The organism is Bacillus sp. BD48 (genome assembly GCF_046566805.1).
GTDB classification, from domain to species: domain Bacteria; phylum Bacillota; class Bacilli; order Bacillales; family Bacillaceae; genus Bacillus; species Bacillus safensis.
In genome coordinates, this window is record NZ_JANGFM010000004.1 from 221,141 (window position 1) to 240,270 (window position 19,130).

Below are 19,130 nucleotides of genomic sequence, written 5' to 3' on the forward strand. Positions count from 1 at the left end.
CTCATATGAAACCATCAATTATGAACGAATCAAATGTACATGAATCAATGGATACGATTTTACAAGATGTACAGAGAACCATTTTACAAACCAACGAAATCGAACGCTTCGCTGTTTTTTCTCGTGAAAAAACCATTCGACCGCGGCCATATCACCTCTCTCATTTATTTCTCGACAATCACATGGAGCAGGAGGCCGCAGCTGAATCGATACAGACGCAAACGGCTTCCCCTGCTTTAGCGGACATGCCGCCCGCCCTTTCCTATGGAGGGGATCTAGATGTTAACGCAGGAGCCCAAACCTTGCAGGACGCCTTAACAGAGGCGGCAAAAACGACAAATGGGCTGACTTATATCGTCAATAGTGAAAATGAACTCACGCAATCCTACGCGCAGTTAAAGGAGGACGCGGAGCGGGTTCTGACAGGTTTGAGGGCGCTCGGACTTAAACCGGGTGATCCTGTGTTCTTTCAGTTTTCATCCAATCATGCGATGGTAACAGCCTTTTGGGCGTGTGTGTTAGGCGGATTTGTTCCAACACTAGTGTCCGCTGCACCGACCTATCGTGAAATGAATGCCTCTGTGAAGAAGCTTCATCATGCGTGGAATCTGCTGGAGCATCCGCTCATTCTAACAGATGACTCGCTGATTGATGAGGTGCAAGGCTTATCTTTATTGTGGCATACAGACAAGTTACGTGTCGCAGCCGTTGAGCCGATGCTTTCTTTAGAAAGAGATATAGAAGCTTATCCAGCGTCACCGGATGATTCAGTCTTTTTTATCTTAACGTCTGGAAGTACAGGGATGCCCAAATGTGTAGAGCATTCTCATCGAAGCGTGCTGGCGAATGTCAAAGGAACAGTGGCAGCCAATGGGTTTACACAAGAGGATGTGTCGTTAGATTGGATGCCTTTAGATCATATTGGCGGCATTGTGATGTTTCACCTTGTCAATGTGTACACGGGCTGTGAGCAGGTTCGGGCGAGAACAGATGATTTTATCGCTCAGCCGCTGCGCTGGCTTGACTGGATGGACCGCTACCGTGCAACGAAGACATGGGCGCCTAACTTCGCATTTGCGATGATCAATGATTATGAGAAAGACATTTCGTCAGGATCATGGGATCTTTCTGCCATGACCTGTATGATCAACGGGGCAGAAGCGGTCGTACCGAAAACGATTCACCGATTTTTACACCTGCTGGCTCCGCACGGTTTAAAGGGAGACGTCATTAGACCGGCATTCGGCATGTCTGAAATTTCTTCAGCCGTTGTCTTCTCTTTTGCGATAGAGCGGGGAGATGCAAGCAGCGGGGTTCTAACCTTTGAGGAAACATCACTCACAGAGCAGCTAAGACCAGCAGAGGCACGTGAGACAGGAACCGTCAGCTTTACAGAGCTGGGAAGACCGATTCCGGGTATCACGATTCGTATCGTTAATCAGCAGCATGAGCTTCTTCCCGAAGATCATATTGGCAGTGTGCAAATTAAAGGGCCGACGACAATGAAGGGCTATTACAAGAATGACGAAGCGAATCAAGAAGTCTTTCAAACAGACGGCTGGTTCCACACAGGGGATTTAGGTTTTCTGCACGAAGGAAGGCTGACATTAACCGGTAGAGAAAAAGACATGATCATCATCAACGGGAAAAATTATCACAACTATGAAATAGAAGTCATTGCAGAGGAAGTACCCGGCGTCGAAACGAGCTTTGTAGCGGCCTGTTCCGCTCGGATGGAAGCATCTGCATCCGACGAGCTGATTCTCTTTTTTACACCGAAGCTGTATGAACCTTCTTATATCATGAGGGCAAGTCAGAATATTAAATCCCATATTGCTACAAAAATGGGACTGTCTGCATCGCGCGTGATTCCTGTCCAGAAGCATGCCTTTCCGAAAACAAGCTCTGGAAAAATAGAAAGGGCACAGCTCAAGAAGCGATGGCAAGAAGGCGAATTTGATGAAATCATCAAGGAGCTGGACATTAGACTAGAAAATGAACACACCTTGCCTGATTGGAGTTTACAAAAGATGTGGACACCTGCTCCGCTTCATAAAGCTGAAAAACAAATATCAGGAAACACGGTGATCTTTGCAGACACATTAGGACTGGCAGATCAATTGAGATCCCTTTCAAGCAATGAACAAACTTATATTACGGTTGAACCGGGTCAAGCATTCACACAACTCACACATACACACTTCATCATCCACCCGAATCGGCCGTCTGACTACGAACAACTCTTTGAGACGCTCCGTTCGTATGGCGTTTCGGTGAAACAAATCATTCACCTTTGGAACTATACAACTCAAGATGACACACTTCATGCAGCGTTGGCGAAAGAAGCGCAGAAAACTGGCAGCATGAGTGCATTATATGTAACAAAAGCGATCGCTGCCTATGAGGAGCCGGTAGCGATCACCTTTGTCTCTGCTCATGCGATGAATTTGCCAGAGGATCAAAAACATGATGTGGAGAAAGCAACGACAGCAGGACTGATGACAGCTGTTCAGCATGAATGGCCGTTTATCCAGGTGAGATGTCTTGATTTTTCTCTGGCAGAACCGGATGCTGGCCGTTCTCATGCATCATCGATCATGACAGAGCTCACACATGACACAAGCCATCATATCGCCGCTTATCGCGAAGGTGTTCGTTATACTCCTCTTTTAACACCGCTTCATCTGGAAAAAGAACAAAGGATGAAGAAACCGCCATTTGAATATTCCGGGCTTTATGTGATGACAGGCGGGCTTGGCGGCATTGGACGAATGCTGAGTGAGCACCTGCTGACATCCTATCAAGTGCATCTTGTGCTGGTTGGAAGAAAAGCGCGAGAGGCTTTATCTGCGGAGCAGCAAGACGTATTGATTTCACTTGAGAATCTAGCGGAAAAGCGCGGCGGCACCGTTCTTTATGAAAAAGTGGACATCACTGACGCAAAAGCCATTGAAGCCCTGATCTCAAGACAGGAGACGGCTTTAGGCAAAAGGCTGCATGGCGTTATTCATTTCGCTGGCATCATTCAAGAAGAGCTGCTTCGTGACATGACGTCTGTGTCATTACATGCGATGTACGAAGCGAAGGTATATGGCACGATTGCGCTTCATGAAGCAGCCTCTAAACGGCAGAATGTCTTATTCCTTTCTAGCTCGTCAGCTCGAACGTTAAAGGGCGGGATGACCGTTGGGGCTTATTGTGCGGCCAATGAGTTCGTTGAACAATTTGCTCATTATCAGAGGCTGACATCTACAGTGAAGCCGTATTGCTTTAGCTTTAGCATGTGGGATGAGACCGGAATGAGTGAAGGCTCGATGATCAAAGGCATGCTAAAAGAAAGGGGCTATCTCCCGATTCCAAAGCGGGCGGGCATTCAAACAATGCTGGCATGTTTGATGACAGATGCTCCTCTCATTTATATCGGGTTGGATCGGTCGAAGCAGGAAATTCAAGAGATGATACAAGGGGAGATTCAAGCAGAGCAGGCCGTCTATGTCTTTTTCAAGACCGATCAAACAAAGGCTGTTGAAGAAAGGCTGTATCAGTCCATTTATACGTGTATTCAGTCTCGTCTCTCTGGTGAATGTTCCGTCCATCTATACCCAGAAGAATACTGGAAAGAAACAGAGGATGGGATGCCGGACGAAGTGCATTTCAATGAATTAATAGAGGAAAGCGGACATGATTCAGAGGACAGAGCACCTCAAACCGAGACGGAGAAACTCTTGGCACACATTTGGTCCGAGCTGCTTGATGTCTCAAACATCAGCTGCGGTGATCATTTCTTTTTACTCGGAGGTCATTCGCTCAAGGCAACGCAAATGCTGTCTGCTGTTAGACAAAAAACGGGATTTGATGTGCCGCTCGCTGTTCTTTTTGAGCATACGAGACTTGGAGAGTTAGCGGACTGGATTGATTCACATGCCAAAGCCGATGAAGCGATTCCGATACGGAAAATAGAAAAGGGTCAGGAGCTTCCGATGTCCTATGCCCAGCAAAGACAGTGGTTTCTCTATCAATTACAGCCTGATCTGCCATTATACAATAATACGATTTCCTTTCGGATGAATGGTCCTTTAGATGTGAAGGTGCTTCAGTACAGCCTGCAGCAAATGGTGCAAAGGCATGAATCACTCAGAACATCCTTTGCGATGAGCGGCGATGAACCGGTACAGATCATACATGAGCATATGACTCTTCCAGCGCTTGAGGTGGTCGATGTATCAGATCTGGCATCAAAGGAAGAAAAAGAACAAAAAGCGGCTGAGTGGGCGAAAAAAGAAGCGGGCACCCCTTTCCGTTTAGAGCATGATGCACTCTTTCGCGCGAAACTGATTCGGCTGTCAGAAACAGATCATTTGCTGCTGATGTCCATTCACCACATCGTGTCAGATGGCTGGTCGATTGGCATTGCCGCAAGGGAGCTATCCGAATGGTATACAGCGATGATCGAGGGGAGGGAGCCTGATCTCTCACCGCTGCCGATTCAATATGCGGATTACGCACTTTGGCAGAAGGAGTATTTGACGGGAGAAACGCTGCATCAGCAGCTTTCCTATTGGAAGGAGCAATTTGCGGTACCTGTGGAAGAGTTGATGCTGCCGTATGACTATCCGCGTCCAGCCGTTCAATCCTACAGGGGAAAGACGAAAAAATACCGCCTGCCGAAGCCGCTATCTGAGCAGCTGGCTGCTCTTTCTAAAAATACAGACTGCACCCTTTATATGACATTACTTTCGGCTTTCTCTACCTTGCTGCATCGATTGTCTTCACAGGATGAGTTTGTCGTTGGATCCGTCATTGCCGGGAGAAATCGGGCGGAGATGGAGCAGCTCATCGGATTTTTCGTGAATACACTGGCACTTCGGATTGATCATAGCGGCAATCCGGCTTTCACAGAGCTTTTAGAGCGAGTGAAGGAAACAACAATGGGCGCCTATGCGCATCAGGATGTGCCGTTTGAGATGGTCGTAGATGAGCTGAATATTGTACGTGAGGCAGGCAGGCAGCCGCTGTTTCAGGTCATGTTTGTTCTGCAAAACCTGCCCCTTGAAGCTTCTCCGATGGGCGAGGCGACATCCGTTTTAGCCATTGAAGATAACGATACGGCTAAATTTGATCTATCCCTGTTTGTTTTTGAAGGGGCGGAGGGTCTTCAATTAAAACTGGAGTATGATGCAGACTTATTTTCTGACGACACGATGGATCGGTTCCTTTGTTACTACGAGCAGCTGCTTGCATGTATTTGTGAAAATCCAGCACTGCCGATCAGACAAATAAATTATCTTCCAGAGAAAGAGAAGCAGCAGCTGCTCTATGAATGGAGCGGCAAAACAGATCAACCATCAGGCCCTCTTCTCATCACAGAACGGTTTGAAGCGCAGGTGAAAAAGACACCTCATGCGATCGCCCTCGAATCTGGGGAAAACCAGTGGACGTATCAGGAGTTACAAGAGAAAGTCGACCGGCTTGCCGCTTATTTGCAGCATCGAGGAGTGAAGCCGCATGAACCGGTAGGGCTTCTGATCGACAGGTCGCCTGAAATGATTTTTGGGGTGCTGGCGATTGTGAAAGCAGGTGGGGCTTATGTCCCAATTGATCCTGAATATCCAGAAGCACGCATTGGTTATATGCTGAGGGATACAGGTATTCAGCTGTTACTGACAAAAAATGAATGGCTGAAACAAGTCTCGATCAGTCAAACCGAGCTCATTTGTCTTGATCAGGGATATGAAGAGTTTTTATCAGAGGCAGAACTCAAAAAACCTGCTGCTTTAAAACCTGATGGACTCGCTTATATCAATTACACATCAGGATCAACCGGTCAGCCAAAAGGGGTTTTAATTCCGCATCAAGCGGTCATCCGGCTTGTATGTGAAACAGATTATGTCACCCTTGATGAACATACGCGCATTTTACAGATCGCGAGCTTTTCCTTTGATGCCTTTACGTATGAAATATGGGGAGCCCTGCTCAACGGAGGAAGACTGATACTGACTGATCGAAATACGATCTTATCAATGGATACGCTGGCTGACACGCTGACATCTTACAAGATCACAACAGGATTTCTGACAGTGCCGCTGTTTAACCGATTAACAGAAGAACATCCAGAAGCTTTAAGTGGATTTGACGCCTTATTGGTCGGTGGTGATGCTTTGTCAGCTGCTCATATCCGTAAAGCGCTGCCGTATTTACCTGAAGGCCTTTTAAACGGCTATGGACCAACTGAGAATACGACGTTCTCCTGTGTGCATCATATTCGGGCACTGGATGAAGGGCAGGCCACGGTTCCTATCGGTCAGCCAATTGCGTATTCACAAGCCTATATACTAGACGACCAGCTGCAGCCGGTTCCGCAAGGTGTCATTGGAGAAATCTACGTAGGCGGTACAGGGCTTGCACTCGGTTACCTTGGAGATGAAGAAAAAACATCGCAATCATTTATCCCGCATCCTTTCCAAGAAGGAGCGCGTTTATATAAAACAGGCGATATGGGCCGCTGGCTGCCAAACGGCATCATCGACTGCCTTGGAAGAATCGATCATCAAGTGAAAATTCGCGGACACCGCGTCGAATGCGGAGAAATTGAAGCCGCTATGCTGCGCTTTGAAGACATCATAGAATGTGCGGTCATTCCGCATCAGCATGAGAGTGGTCATAAGCGATTGATCGGTTATTTTGTCCAAAAGGGCAGCATCACCACGCAACACATTCGCCATCAATTAAAAGAAATACTGCCAGATTATATGGTGCCAAGCCTATTAATAGAGCTGGACGAACTCCCGCTCACGGCAAATGGCAAGGTAGACCAAAAACGTCTCCCGCCGCCAGAGTGGAAACAGGAAAAAGTGGAGAAACCGGCTGACAGCGCACTCAGTGAGGAAGAACGCGTACTGGAAAAAGTGTGGACTCAGCTGCTCGGTACTCCTTCAATTGGTGTACACGATAACTACTTTGAGCTTGGCGGAGATTCGATTATTGTCATACAAATGGTGGCGCGCTTAGCACAGGAAGGCTACGTCATTCAGCCAAGAGATGTATTTGAAAAACAGACGATTTCACAGCTGGCACTCGCAATGAAAAGGGCAGATGTTTCTGTAACCTATGATCAGTCACCTGTGACAGGAGCTGTTCGTCTGCTTCCGATCCAATCATGGTTCTTTGAGCAATCAATGACAAACCAAGATTATTGGAATTTATCAGCGCATATGGAATTCAAGCAATTCATACAGCTAGAGCCGCTGACACAGGTTCTCTCAAAAATTGTCGATCACCACGATATGCTGAGAGCGGTTTATACAAAAGCAGCAGATGGTTCGTGGATTCAAACCATTCGTGCGCCTGGCATCACCCCTTGTGTCACCTTCTTTGATTTGACGGGTGTTTCTCAGGAGGAAGCGCTGGAACAAATCCGTATGGAGACCGCTGCTTGTCAAGGAACGTTGTCATTAGAGCGAGGAGAAGTGATCAAAGCCATACTTTTTCACACAAGTAATGGTACGTCTGAACTCTTTATTGCTGCCCATCATCTTGTGATGGATGGAATCTCATGGCGCATCATACAGGAAGACCTATTAAATGGACTGAAGCAGCTTGCGGCAGGTCAGGAAATCGCGCTTGCAAAGAAAACCGCGTCCTATCAGCAGTGGGCAGATGCTCTTTATGAATATGCACAAACCAATCAATTACAAGAGCAGGTTCCTTTTTGGCAAAATATCATCAATCAAGAGGAAGAGGGTTCTCCTTTTCAAACACCTGCACTTTTCAATATAGAAGAACATGCAGAGATCCTGTCTATTCAATTGACAAGGGATCAAACAGATATTTTACTAAGGCAGGCATCACAAGCGTACCGTACAGAGGTAAACGATTTACTCTTATCAGGACTCACGCAAGCCGTTGGAAAGCCGCTGCTCATTACGTTAGAAGGACACGGACGCGAGGATTTATTTGAACAAATGGATTTGTCACGAACAGTCGGATGGTTTACAAGCTCTTATCCTATTTTTATTCCTTTTATTCAAACCGATGTTGAGAGACAAATCAAAGATGTCAAAGAAACCTTAAGAGCTGTGCCGCAAAAGGGAATCGGCTATGGCTTGCTTCAATACATGACAGCATCTCGTTTACTCAAAAAAGCAGCGCCGCAGATGAGCTTTAATTACCTTGGACAGTTAGATCAATTAGACGGTGAAGTACATCTTTATTTAGCAGATGAACGAAATGGACATGTACATGATCCAAAAGCAGAAAGACAGCATTTGATCGATGTATACGGATATGTTGTGAACGGTCAGCTTCAGATGAATTTTATGATCCATCGTGAACTGCTTCAGTATGAAGAGGTGCGCCTGTTACCTGAACGATTCAAAGAAAAAATGGAAGATATTCTGACGCATTGTATAGAGACAAAAGGCGGCTTTACACCATCTGATTTTCCAATGGTTCAGCTGACGCAAGAGCAAATTGATGAGCTTCCAGACAGTGTAGTGGATGTGTATCCACTATCTCCAATGCAGCAAGGGATGCTGTTTCATGCACTATTAGATCAAGCGTCACAGGCGTATTTTGGTCAAGTGCATATGACGCTCGAAGGCTTAACGGACGGCGCAGCCTATGAAAAAGCCTGGAATCTGCTTGTAGAGCGTCATTCGATTTTGCGGACAACATTTGCTTGGGAAGGGCTAAAGGAGCCTGTTCAGTTGATTCAATCAGAAGGAAGCATTCATCTCACTCAGCACGATGTGCGCCACCTGAGTGAAATGGATCAGAAGGAAGCCATTCAGCAATATTTGCAAACAGATCGTTTAAAGGATTTCAAACTAGAAGATACGGATGAACCGCTGATTCGTATTGCTTTATTCCATCGTGATGAAAACACATGCACGTTTGTTTTTAGCTTTCATCATATTTTAATCGATGGCTGGAGCTTGTTCAGTTTCATTCAAGAATCCTTTTCTTTGTACCGCTCTCTTGTGGATGAACGGGAGATGGATCTTCCTGCTGTACGTCCATATAAAGATTTTATCGAGTGGCTGCAAAAGCAGGATCAAGAGAAGGCGCTAGAGTTCTGGAAAGGTTATATGTCAGGAGTAGAGGAGGCTACACCGCTTCCAGGAGAAGACGGGCCAGCTTCGGATCAAGAAGCAGGTGTTGATCAGCTAAGTATCAAACTAACGCCCGAAATGCAGCAGAAACTCGAAGAGATGACAGGCACGCAGAAGGTGACAATGAGCACCCTGATTCAAACAGCGTGGGGGCTGCTTTTGCATCTTCATTCAGGATCAGAGGATGTCGTGTTCGGAGTGACAGTATCAGGACGGCCGGCGGACTTACCACAAGTTGAAAGTATGACAGGGCTCTTTATTAACACATTGCCGCTCCGTTTGCCGATCACGCCAGAGTGGACCATTTCCAAGCTGCTGGCACATACGCAAGAAACAGTTTTTCAGATGCGGGAATTCGAATATACCGTACTGCCAGATATTCAGCAGCTGACCAACATCCCGAATGGAGATTCATTGTTTAACAGTATTGTCGTGTTTGAAAACTATCCGATTGAATCTATCGAGCCTTACGGTATACGCATTTTAGACATTGCGAGTCATGAAGAAACGAACTATGACCTGACCCTTGTGGCAGTTCCGGGAGATACGCTGGAGCTGCGGGTCACATACCGCTTCAATCAATATACAGAAAAGCAAATACAATCGCTGATGCAGCAGCTGATCTACACACTTGAAGCGATGACAGAACAAATGGAGACACCCCTCTCTTCCTTCACGATCGTCACGAATGAAGAAAAAGAGCGGATGATCACCGATTGGGCGAAAAACGCACAAGTCAGCGTGCTGTACCCAGATCAAGAAGAGGTCTATTCAGGTGTGCATGATCCTTCCTGTGAGACGGAAATATATGTCCTGAGCGAAGAGCATCAGCTCATGCCGGTAGGATTTCCGGGAGATATTTTTATCGGCGCAAAGGATATCAAAGCACTTTGCGGGGAGCTTGCCGATTGGATGGAGACGCATAAAATTCCGCATCCATTCAAACATCAAACTGGCGAATACCTCTATCCGACAGGGGATGTCGGCGTTTGGGCTGAAGAAAACAAGATTCAGATTTTGGATTGGATGTAGGAGGAGAAGAAACGATGTTAGTGAGTAGACGAAAAGGACATGCAGCAAATCATATCGTCAGAATCAACGGAAAACGGATGGATCTCAAAGCATTAGAGCAAGTCATGATGCTTCATTTTCCGCTAAAGGAATGTGCAATCATTCCGAAGAAAAATCAAGAAGGCAGTCTATCGCTTGTGCTATTTGCACAGGCGAAGGACCCTTCGCTGACAAGAGAGGATCTGAAGAAAGGTCCGCTTCATCCTCATGAAGTGCCAGCAGCTCTCGTCTTATTACCTTCTTTGCCAAAGACAGAAAGTGGAGCAGTCGACACAGAGGCACTGCTTTCAATTGAAAGCATAGATCAAGAGGAATTAAGAAAGATAGAAGAGCGCACCAAAGCTATAGATGGAGTAGAGGAAGCGGCTGCTTTCATTGAAAGTCAGTCAGAAAAACGAACGCCCTATCACTTAGATGATCTGTTTCCTGATCGACAGCGTACTCAAGGGAATGTACCGCTTTCGAAAAGTGAAGCGAGCGAAACAAAACCATCATCTGTCCATGAGAAGCCGCCCGCACTTGTGTATGGCGGAGATGTGATCAAAAAGCCAGGCACACCTGTCACACTGACAGAGGTGCTGATTCGATCAGCCTTTATGTCACCAGACCGCGGGGTGACCTATATGAAAGAAGACGGGCGTACGTTGACCCAAACCTATCCTGAATTACTAACAAGCGCTGAACGGGTTCTGTCCGGTTTAAGGGCAGCAGGACTGACAAACGGCGATCAGGTGTTACTTCAATTGAAAGATCATCAAGATTTTATCACGGTATTCTGGGGCTGTATTCTCGGAGGAATCATTCCGACCCCGGTCTCTGTGCCGCCGGTTTATGATGAAATAAATCAAGGTGTGAATAAGCTGAAGGGCGTGTTTCAGCTGCAAAATGAACCTTTCATTATTACGAATGAAGCAAGTGCTGAGGACATTGCTGGGCTGCGTGAGACATTTGAAGCAAAGATCATGCCTATCTTAACCATTGAAGCATTGCTGGCGTATGAACCAGATGAACAGCATTATGAGCCGGAGCCGGATGAGCCTGTGCTGCAGCTCCTGTCTTCAGGAAGTACGGGTGTACCAAAGTGTATCCGTCATCATCATCAAAGCATTTTATCTAGAATTATGGCTTTTGAGCAGGTAAACGGCTTTACACATGAGGATGTGTCGCTTAACTGGATGCCGCTTGATCATGTTGGTGGAATTGTCATGTTTCATGTACATGACGTCTACCTTGGCTGCCAGCAGATTAGTCCATCCATCGATCAATTTATCGAGCGGCCGATGGTGTGGCTGGATTGGGTAGAAACATACGGTGTCACTAGAACATGGGCCCCAAACTTTGCTTTTGCCATGATGAATGAATATGAGGACGACATTCGTAAGGGGAGCTGGGACCTGTCTACTCTGACTTATATCATGAATGCAGCCGAAGCGGTTGTCCCGAAAGTCACGCAGCGCTTCATGCATATCATGAGTCAGCACGGATTAAGCCGTCATGCGATGGTACCTGCTTACGGCATGTCAGAAACATCCTCAGCCATTGTTCAGTCAAAAAAATTCATGCGTAACGGTGAACTGGATGGACAGCTGACGATTGATCAAACCTCGTTAACAAGTGAGATCCAATATGTGACGCACGATCATCCGAACAAGATGACGTTTACAGAAGTCGGCACGCCGATTCCATCTGTATGGATTCGAATTGTCGATGAGCATCACAAGGTGCTGCCAGAAGATCAGGTCGGGCGCTTGCAGGTGAAGAGTCCGACAATTATGATGGGCTACTATCAAAATGAGGAAGCCAATCAAGAAGTATTTGCGGAAAACGGCTGGTTTCACACGGGGGATTTAGGGTTTATTCACGAAGGACGTCTCGTTCTGACCGGTCGAGAAAAAGACATCATTGTCATCAACGGCGCTAACTATTTGAATTACGAAATTGAAGCGGTTGTTGAAGAGGTGGACGGGGTTGAAGTCACCTTTGCCGCTGCGTACGGCATTTACAATCCCGAATCAAGTAATGACACGCTTGCCGTCTTTTTTGTCTCACAAAGGGATTCAATAGAGGAACAAATCACGATGATTCAACAGATGAGAGAGGCCATCATTCGAAAAATCGGCATAGAGCCTGATCACATCATTCCGGTGAAAAAAGACCAATTTCCGAAAACGGAGAGTGGGAAAATTCAGCGTGCCCAGTTAGGCGCAGCACTAAAAGATGGAGCATTCCGTGACATTGAACAGGCACTGGATCTTGCTTCTGAAAATGAACAAACACTCCCAGATTGGTTTTTCAAACGCATTTGGGCTAAAGAGCATATCGGTCCAACTCAGCCTTTTGCTGACCATGTACTCGTTTTCGAGGATGAAAAAGGGCTTTATCAATCGCTTTACGCCCAATTTGAACAAAAGAATCAGCCATATATTTCTGTGAGAAAAGGGCATGAATTTTTGCGTCTTTCCAAAGGGATGTACCAGATGAACCCGAGAATTAAGGGGGATTACGTCAGGCTCGTTGCAGCACTTGAAGCAGATGAACTAAAGACCGGGCGCATGCTCCATCTGTGGAATGTGTCAGACAAAGAAGACATCGTTGATCCTGCGCAGTTCAAAGAGCTGCATGCCAGCACCAATCAATCCATTTTGTACTTGTATCAAGCATTACGACAAGCAAATAAAGAGCCCATCCGTCTTGTCGTTGTGACAAAAGGCGGTCAATTTGTGAAGCCTGAAGACGATCTTCATGTGGAGAAAACGCCGCTTGTCGGTCTACTCAAAACCATTCCGCAAGAATGGGAAGGGGCAGAGGTGTCTCATCTTGATATTGAAGCGGAGAATGTAGAACAAGATGCCAAGCATATTGCGGAAGAATTGTCTGCGATTCATATAAAAGCAGAGGTGTCTTACCGAAATGGGCACAGATTCGTACCAAAGCTGGAAAAAGTCGATATGATCGAAGCGCCTCAAACTGAAGGTTTTTTAGAATATGAAGGTCTTTATTTATTAACTGGAGGACTTGGCGGGATTGGATTTGAGCTGTCTAAGCAGATGCTCCAATTTGGCTTAAAGCTCGTCTTGATCGGACGGACTTCTCTGGAAGACAGCTTGGAAAAGAAAGAAACCTTCTCACAGCTAAAAGATGTTGGTGACATCATTTATATCCAAGCGGATGTGACCAACTTATCTGACGTCGAAGAGGCGATTTATCAAGCAGAAAAGCATTTTGGACAATCAATCCGGGGGGTGCTGCATTTAGCCGGTGCTGGCAATGTGTCTGAGCATTTTCAGCATGTGGACAAGTATACACTGGCTCATACGTCAGAAGAGGATTTCACAAAAGAAATGTCAGGAAAAGCAGACGGGGCATGGGTCCTGCAGAAAGCCTTTAAGTATGATCCGACCGTACCGCTTGTCTTTTTTGGATCGGTCAATGGCTTTTTTGGCGGCACAACATTTGGGGCATACTCTGCGGCCAACAGCTTTTTAGATGGACTCGCGCACGCTCTCACCTTTCAAGAAGGAAGACGAGCGATTTCTTTGAACTACAGTATGTGGGATAATCTCGGTTTGTCTAAGGGACATACCGGAGCAGCTCTCACTGTTCGCAAGGGATTTCAATTGATTGGAAAGAAGCAAGGTCTCCATTCATTATGTCTAGGTGCCCGGCTCGATGAAGCGCATCTGTTTATCGGTCTCGACGGAGCAAATCCAGACATCGCCGGGTATCTTCAGCCAGCTCCAATACCGGTCTTTGAGAAAAAGCTTTTTTACACCGTTCAGCCTGGCAAAGAAGTGCATGTTGAAGAGATCACGAGCGCCGCAGAAGGTAAATGGGACATTCAGCAAGTACAGGAAATACCGAAAAAACAAGATGGCTCTATTGATCATGAAGCCCTCAAATTGAATCATCACAAAAATGGACAAAGTCTTGAAAAGCAATTGCCAGAAACGAAGACAGAGCAGCTTCTTGCTGCCATATGGGAAGATATTTTAGATGTGGATCGCGTGTACAAAGAGGATCAATTCTTCGACCTTGGCGGACATTCACTAAAAGCGACTCAAACCATTTCTCGGATCAACCATGAATTTTCAATGAAGGCGCCTTTAAAAATATTATTTGAAAGCAAACATCTCGCACATTTGGCGCAGATGGTTGATGACATCAAAGGAACGCCAGCCGTTCAGGAAACCGAAATTTCAAAGCTTGAAAAACAAACAAGCTATGAGCTGTCACATGCCCAGAAGCGCATTTGGTTCTTATCCACATTAGAAAAGAGCCATCATTACAATATATTAGGTGCTTGGAAGCTGACAGGACCATTACACATTCAAGCATTAACAAAAGCGATTGGCCTGTTAACAAAGCGGCATGAAGCACTTAGGGCAGTATTTAAATCACTTGGCGGCAAGCCGGTCCAACTCATTCGAGAAGACCTTCCGCCATCTGTGACAGTGGCAAATTTCTCGTTATTTAATGAAAAAACGAGAGCGAGAAGACTCAAGCAGCTCATTCAGCAAGAGGCAGAACGTGTCTATGATTTAGAAAGAGGACCTCTTGCGCAGTGGACGATAGTAGATATGGGCAAGGAGGAGTATTATCTCCTTTGCGCGCAGCACCACATCATTTCAGATGCATGGTCACTCAGCCTGCTCATTCAGGAGTTAGAAGTGGCATATGACGCACTGCTTGCAGATGAAACGCCGCAGCTCCCAGTCTTAGAAATTGAATGGACAGATTATGTACATTGGGAAAATGAACAATTAAAGCATCATCAAGAAGATCAAACCTATTGGCTCAATACGCTACAAGGTGAACTTCCAGTGCTGGAGATGCCGTTTGACCGTCCTCGTCCGCCGGTTCAAACATTTAACGGGGCTACAGAGCAAATTGTACTGGATGAACCGCTTATCCGCCGCTTGCAGGCTTTGTCCAAGCAGCAGGGCACGACCTTGTTCATGACGATGCTGTCCGCGTACTACGTCCTGCTTCACAAGCTGTCCGGACAGACAGATATCATCATTGGATCCCCTATTGCAGGGCGGGATGCCAAGCAATCAGAGAAGCTTGTTGGGATGTTTGTGAATACACTTGCGCTGAGACAGGACGTCTCAACAGCAGAGACGTTCGCTGATCTCTTGGAAAACGTGAAAGAGATGACGTTAAAAGCCTTTGAGCATCAGCATTATCCATTTGACAAGCTTGTCGATGACCTTTCGTTAGATCGAGATTTAAGCCGGTCACCTATTTTTCAGGCGGCCATGGGGTATGTCACCAATTCGCTCGATGTAAATCTCAAAGGGCTGACAAGTGAACATGTGATGGTTCATCATACAGTATCTAAATTTGATCTCACCCTGCATATATTTGAACAGGAAGAGCAGCTGTCGATTCATGTAGAATACAATACGGATTTATTTGATCAAGAGACGATCCAACGTTATATGAACTATTATCTCCATTTGTTAGAGGGCATGACGGCTCAGCCTGAGCGTACATTTGCTGATTATTGCTTAATGGACAAAGTGGAACAGGCGGCGATGATCATAGGAAAAAATCAAACAGATACGCCATATCCAAAGCGTACGATTCAAGAATTGTTTGAAGAACAGGTGCAGCGTGATCCGAATCGTATTGCCTTGTCCTATATGGATGAGCACATGACGTATGAAGCTTTGGGTGAGAAGTCGACAAAGCTTGCTGCTTACTTGCAGTCAAAAGGAATTGGACCAGGCTCCCTTGTCCCGATGCTTTTTGATCGCTCCTTTGACATGATTGTTTCGGTCCTAGGAATCGTCAAATCTGGTGCTGCGTATGTTCCGATGTCACCTGAATATCCAGATGCACGCATCCGTCTCATCGTTCGTGATACGCAAAGCGATGTGATCATCACCCAGTCTCATCTTGCAGATCGTCTAGTAGACTTTACAGGTACAAAGATTGACATGGACAAGCCAATACCAGAAACAAAAGCAGTGTATCAAAGAGAATCATCCATCATAGGTGAAGACCAGATAGCCTATGTTAACTACACATCAGGCTCAACAGGTACACCAAAAGGCGTGATGCTCCCTCATGCAGGAGTTGTCCGCTTGGTGAGAGAAACAAACTATATAAAGCTCGGTCCAGATGACAAAATGCTTCAGCTCTCAAACTATGCTTTTGATGCTTTTACATTTGAATTATGGGGAATGCTGCTGAATGGCGGTCAGCTGATTCTACTCCCAAAATATGCAGCACTGAATATGGACGAATTAACGCAGTTCATTAAAACGCATCAAGTAACAGCCAACTGTCTGCCAACCGCTTTATTTAATCGACTGGTGGAGCACGATCCAAAAAGTGTGGCAGGCTACCGCACATTACTCGTTGGCGGGGAAGCCATGTCTAGTGAGCATGCACGAAAAGCATTGCCGCATATGGAAGGTGTGCTCGTCAATGCTTACGGTCCAACAGAAAACACGACCTTAGCCACAACACATCAAGTCACACATGTGCCAGCAGGCGCAAAATCAGTTCCAATTGGTGTACCGGTGTCCAACTCAACTGTCGTCATACTGGATGATGCGCTCAATCCAGTACCAGCAGGCGTCAAAGGAGAAATTTATATCGGCGGAACTGGCCTTGCTAAAGGCTACCTTCATGATCCAGAGCGGACAAAGGAGCGGTTTATTGACAATCCTTTTCCTGAACTAAAGGGAGACAAGCTGTATCGTTCAGGTGACCTTGGTACATGGCGGTCAGATGGCACCATTGAATATCTTGGCCGAAAAGATCACCTGGTGAAAATTAGAGGCTACCGAATTGAATGCGGAGAAATTGAGACAGCCCTGCTCAAGCATCCGCAAGTCAAAGAATGTACAGTCATCGCCAAAACGTATGGCAGCTCAAAACGGCTGGCGGCCTACCTTGTGATAGATGGAGAAAATCCTGTTCCGGGCTGGAAAGCCTTTTTGCAGGAAAGCCTGCCAGGCTATATGATTCCAAGTTACTTTGTCGTACTGGATGAAATGCCGGTGACGACGAACGGGAAAGTTGATCAAAAAGCACTGCCAGAGCCAACAGAAACAATTTCCCTTTCACATGATGACGACAAACCGGTCACCGAAACGGAAGAGCGGATTGTCGCAGCTTTCAAGGAAGTGCTTGGTGTGAAACAAGTAGGTATGCATGACTCCTTCTTTGATCTGGGCGGCGATTCCATCATGAGTATTCAGGCTGTGGCCAAATTAAAAGAAAAAGGTGTTCGTGTTGATCCAAAATGGATTTTTATGCACCCGGCGCCTGCACAGTTAGCCGCACATTTGGACGCAGTGCCAGAAGCCGCTGAGAACGTCGAAAGGTCTCCAAAGGACTACGTGATCGAGCTGAAAAAAGGCGATCCAGCTGAACCGAGAATATTCTTTGCGCCGCCTGCTGGTGGGACGGTGATGGGCTATATTGATGTTGCTAAGCTTATGACACATCAAGGCGCTGTGTACGCTTTGCAGTCTCCTGGCCTATATGAGGATGAAGAGCCACAATTCCTCCATTACACGGAGCTTGTGACCCTTTTTATTGAAGCTATTGAGACGTTCTACCGTCCGGGGATTGACTATCTCGCAGGGCATTCAATGGGCGGGCATCTTGCCTACGGAATGAATCAGCGGCTCTGCCATGCAGGAAAAGCACCGAAAGGACTCATCATTTTAGATACAGTGCCAGTGCTAAGAGATGAGGCAGATCAGGCACTTCATGCCGATATGAACGAAGAAGAAGTGAAAATGCTCGCACTTGTCCTTGGAATGGGGAATCTGGTCGGCATTCAGCCAGAAGCTTTACAAGGATTGAGCTTCCAAGAAGTGAAGCAGAAAATACTCAAAGAGGCAGAAAAGGATGAAGTTGTTCATCAATTCATGAATGATCAATATTTAGATAAATATTTGCAAATGCAAACGCATAATACGATCATGTCACAAGCCATTGAATTAGAAAAAGAACCATTCCCTGTGCCATTTTATATTGTCCAAAGCAGTGATCACGCAAGCGATTTCCAGAAGAAGTTCGCAGACTGGGAGGCTTATACGAAAGAGTCGTGCTCGTATTACCACATCAAAGGCGACCATGTCACCATGATGAAAAGACCGCAGGCAGATGAACTGGCACGGATTCTTCAAACGATTATAAAGGGGTAAAGACGTATGAATCAGTTATTGAAAACCTTTGAAAAAAAATCAGATCTCATTCAGCTTATTTGTTTTCCTTTTGCCGGCGGATATTCCGCCTCATACCGTCCGCTCTTTGAACAGCTAAAAGACATGGCCGAAGTCACAGCAGCAGAGCCCCCAGGGCACGGCACCAATCTCATGCCGCTTGAATCAAACATTGACCGGCTGGCAGAGCTGTATAAAGAAGGACTCACGGACAAATTGAACCGCCCATTTATTCTGTTCGGACATTCAATGGGAGGACTTGTGGTATACAGACTAACCCAGCTGCTAGAAAAGGAAGGAATTTATCCCGCAGCAGTGGTGATCTCAGCCATTCAGCCTCCACAAACAAAACGCCAGATGCTGACCCATTTATCCAATGAAGCATTTGTACAGCATATTGCCGAAATGGGCGGGATTCCTAAGGAATTATTAGAGAACAAGCCAATGATGGATTACTTTACGCCGTCCTTGCGTGCAGACTACCGGGCACTGGAAACCTTCCAGCACACAGATCAATCGATCATCGACACACCTGTTTATTTATTCAATGGGAAGCAAGATGAGAAATGCATGCAGGATGCAAGCGGCTGGCAAAAATGGGCTAAAACCATCGAACGCACCAATTTCGATGGAGGCCACATGTACATCAACACACACCTTGAGCAATTTGCAGAAGAGATGAGACATGTGATTGAGCTTGCAGCCAAGCAACTGATCAGACATTAAAAAGAAAGCGGCCCTCTTTAATGAGGCCGCTTTT

General features: G+C 46.2%; 3 protein-coding genes. All 3 read left to right on the forward strand.

From position 1 onward, the window contains the following. Window positions 1-5: 5 nt before the first annotated feature. From ACLGGR_RS13485 to ACLGGR_RS13495, 3 genes are read left to right on the forward strand one after another with little or no spacing between them, the layout of a single operon-like run. Window positions 6-10,142, forward strand: a complete 10,137-nt coding sequence (locus tag ACLGGR_RS13485; protein ID WP_410973247.1) for a non-ribosomal peptide synthetase — start codon at window positions 6-8, stop codon at window positions 10,140-10,142. Between the two features lie 14 nt (window positions 10,143-10,156). After that, on the forward strand, window positions 10,157-18,352 hold the full coding sequence (locus tag ACLGGR_RS13490) for an amino acid adenylation domain-containing protein (RefSeq protein ID WP_410973248.1): 8,196 nt from the start codon (window positions 10,157-10,159) through the stop codon (window positions 18,350-18,352). A gap of 6 nt (window positions 18,353-18,358) precedes the next feature. After that, window positions 18,359-19,096: a thioesterase II family protein gene (locus ACLGGR_RS13495; RefSeq protein WP_410973249.1), complete on the forward strand. Its 738-nt coding sequence runs from the start codon at window positions 18,359-18,361 to the stop codon at window positions 19,094-19,096. The last annotated feature ends 34 nt before the right edge of the window (window positions 19,097-19,130 follow it).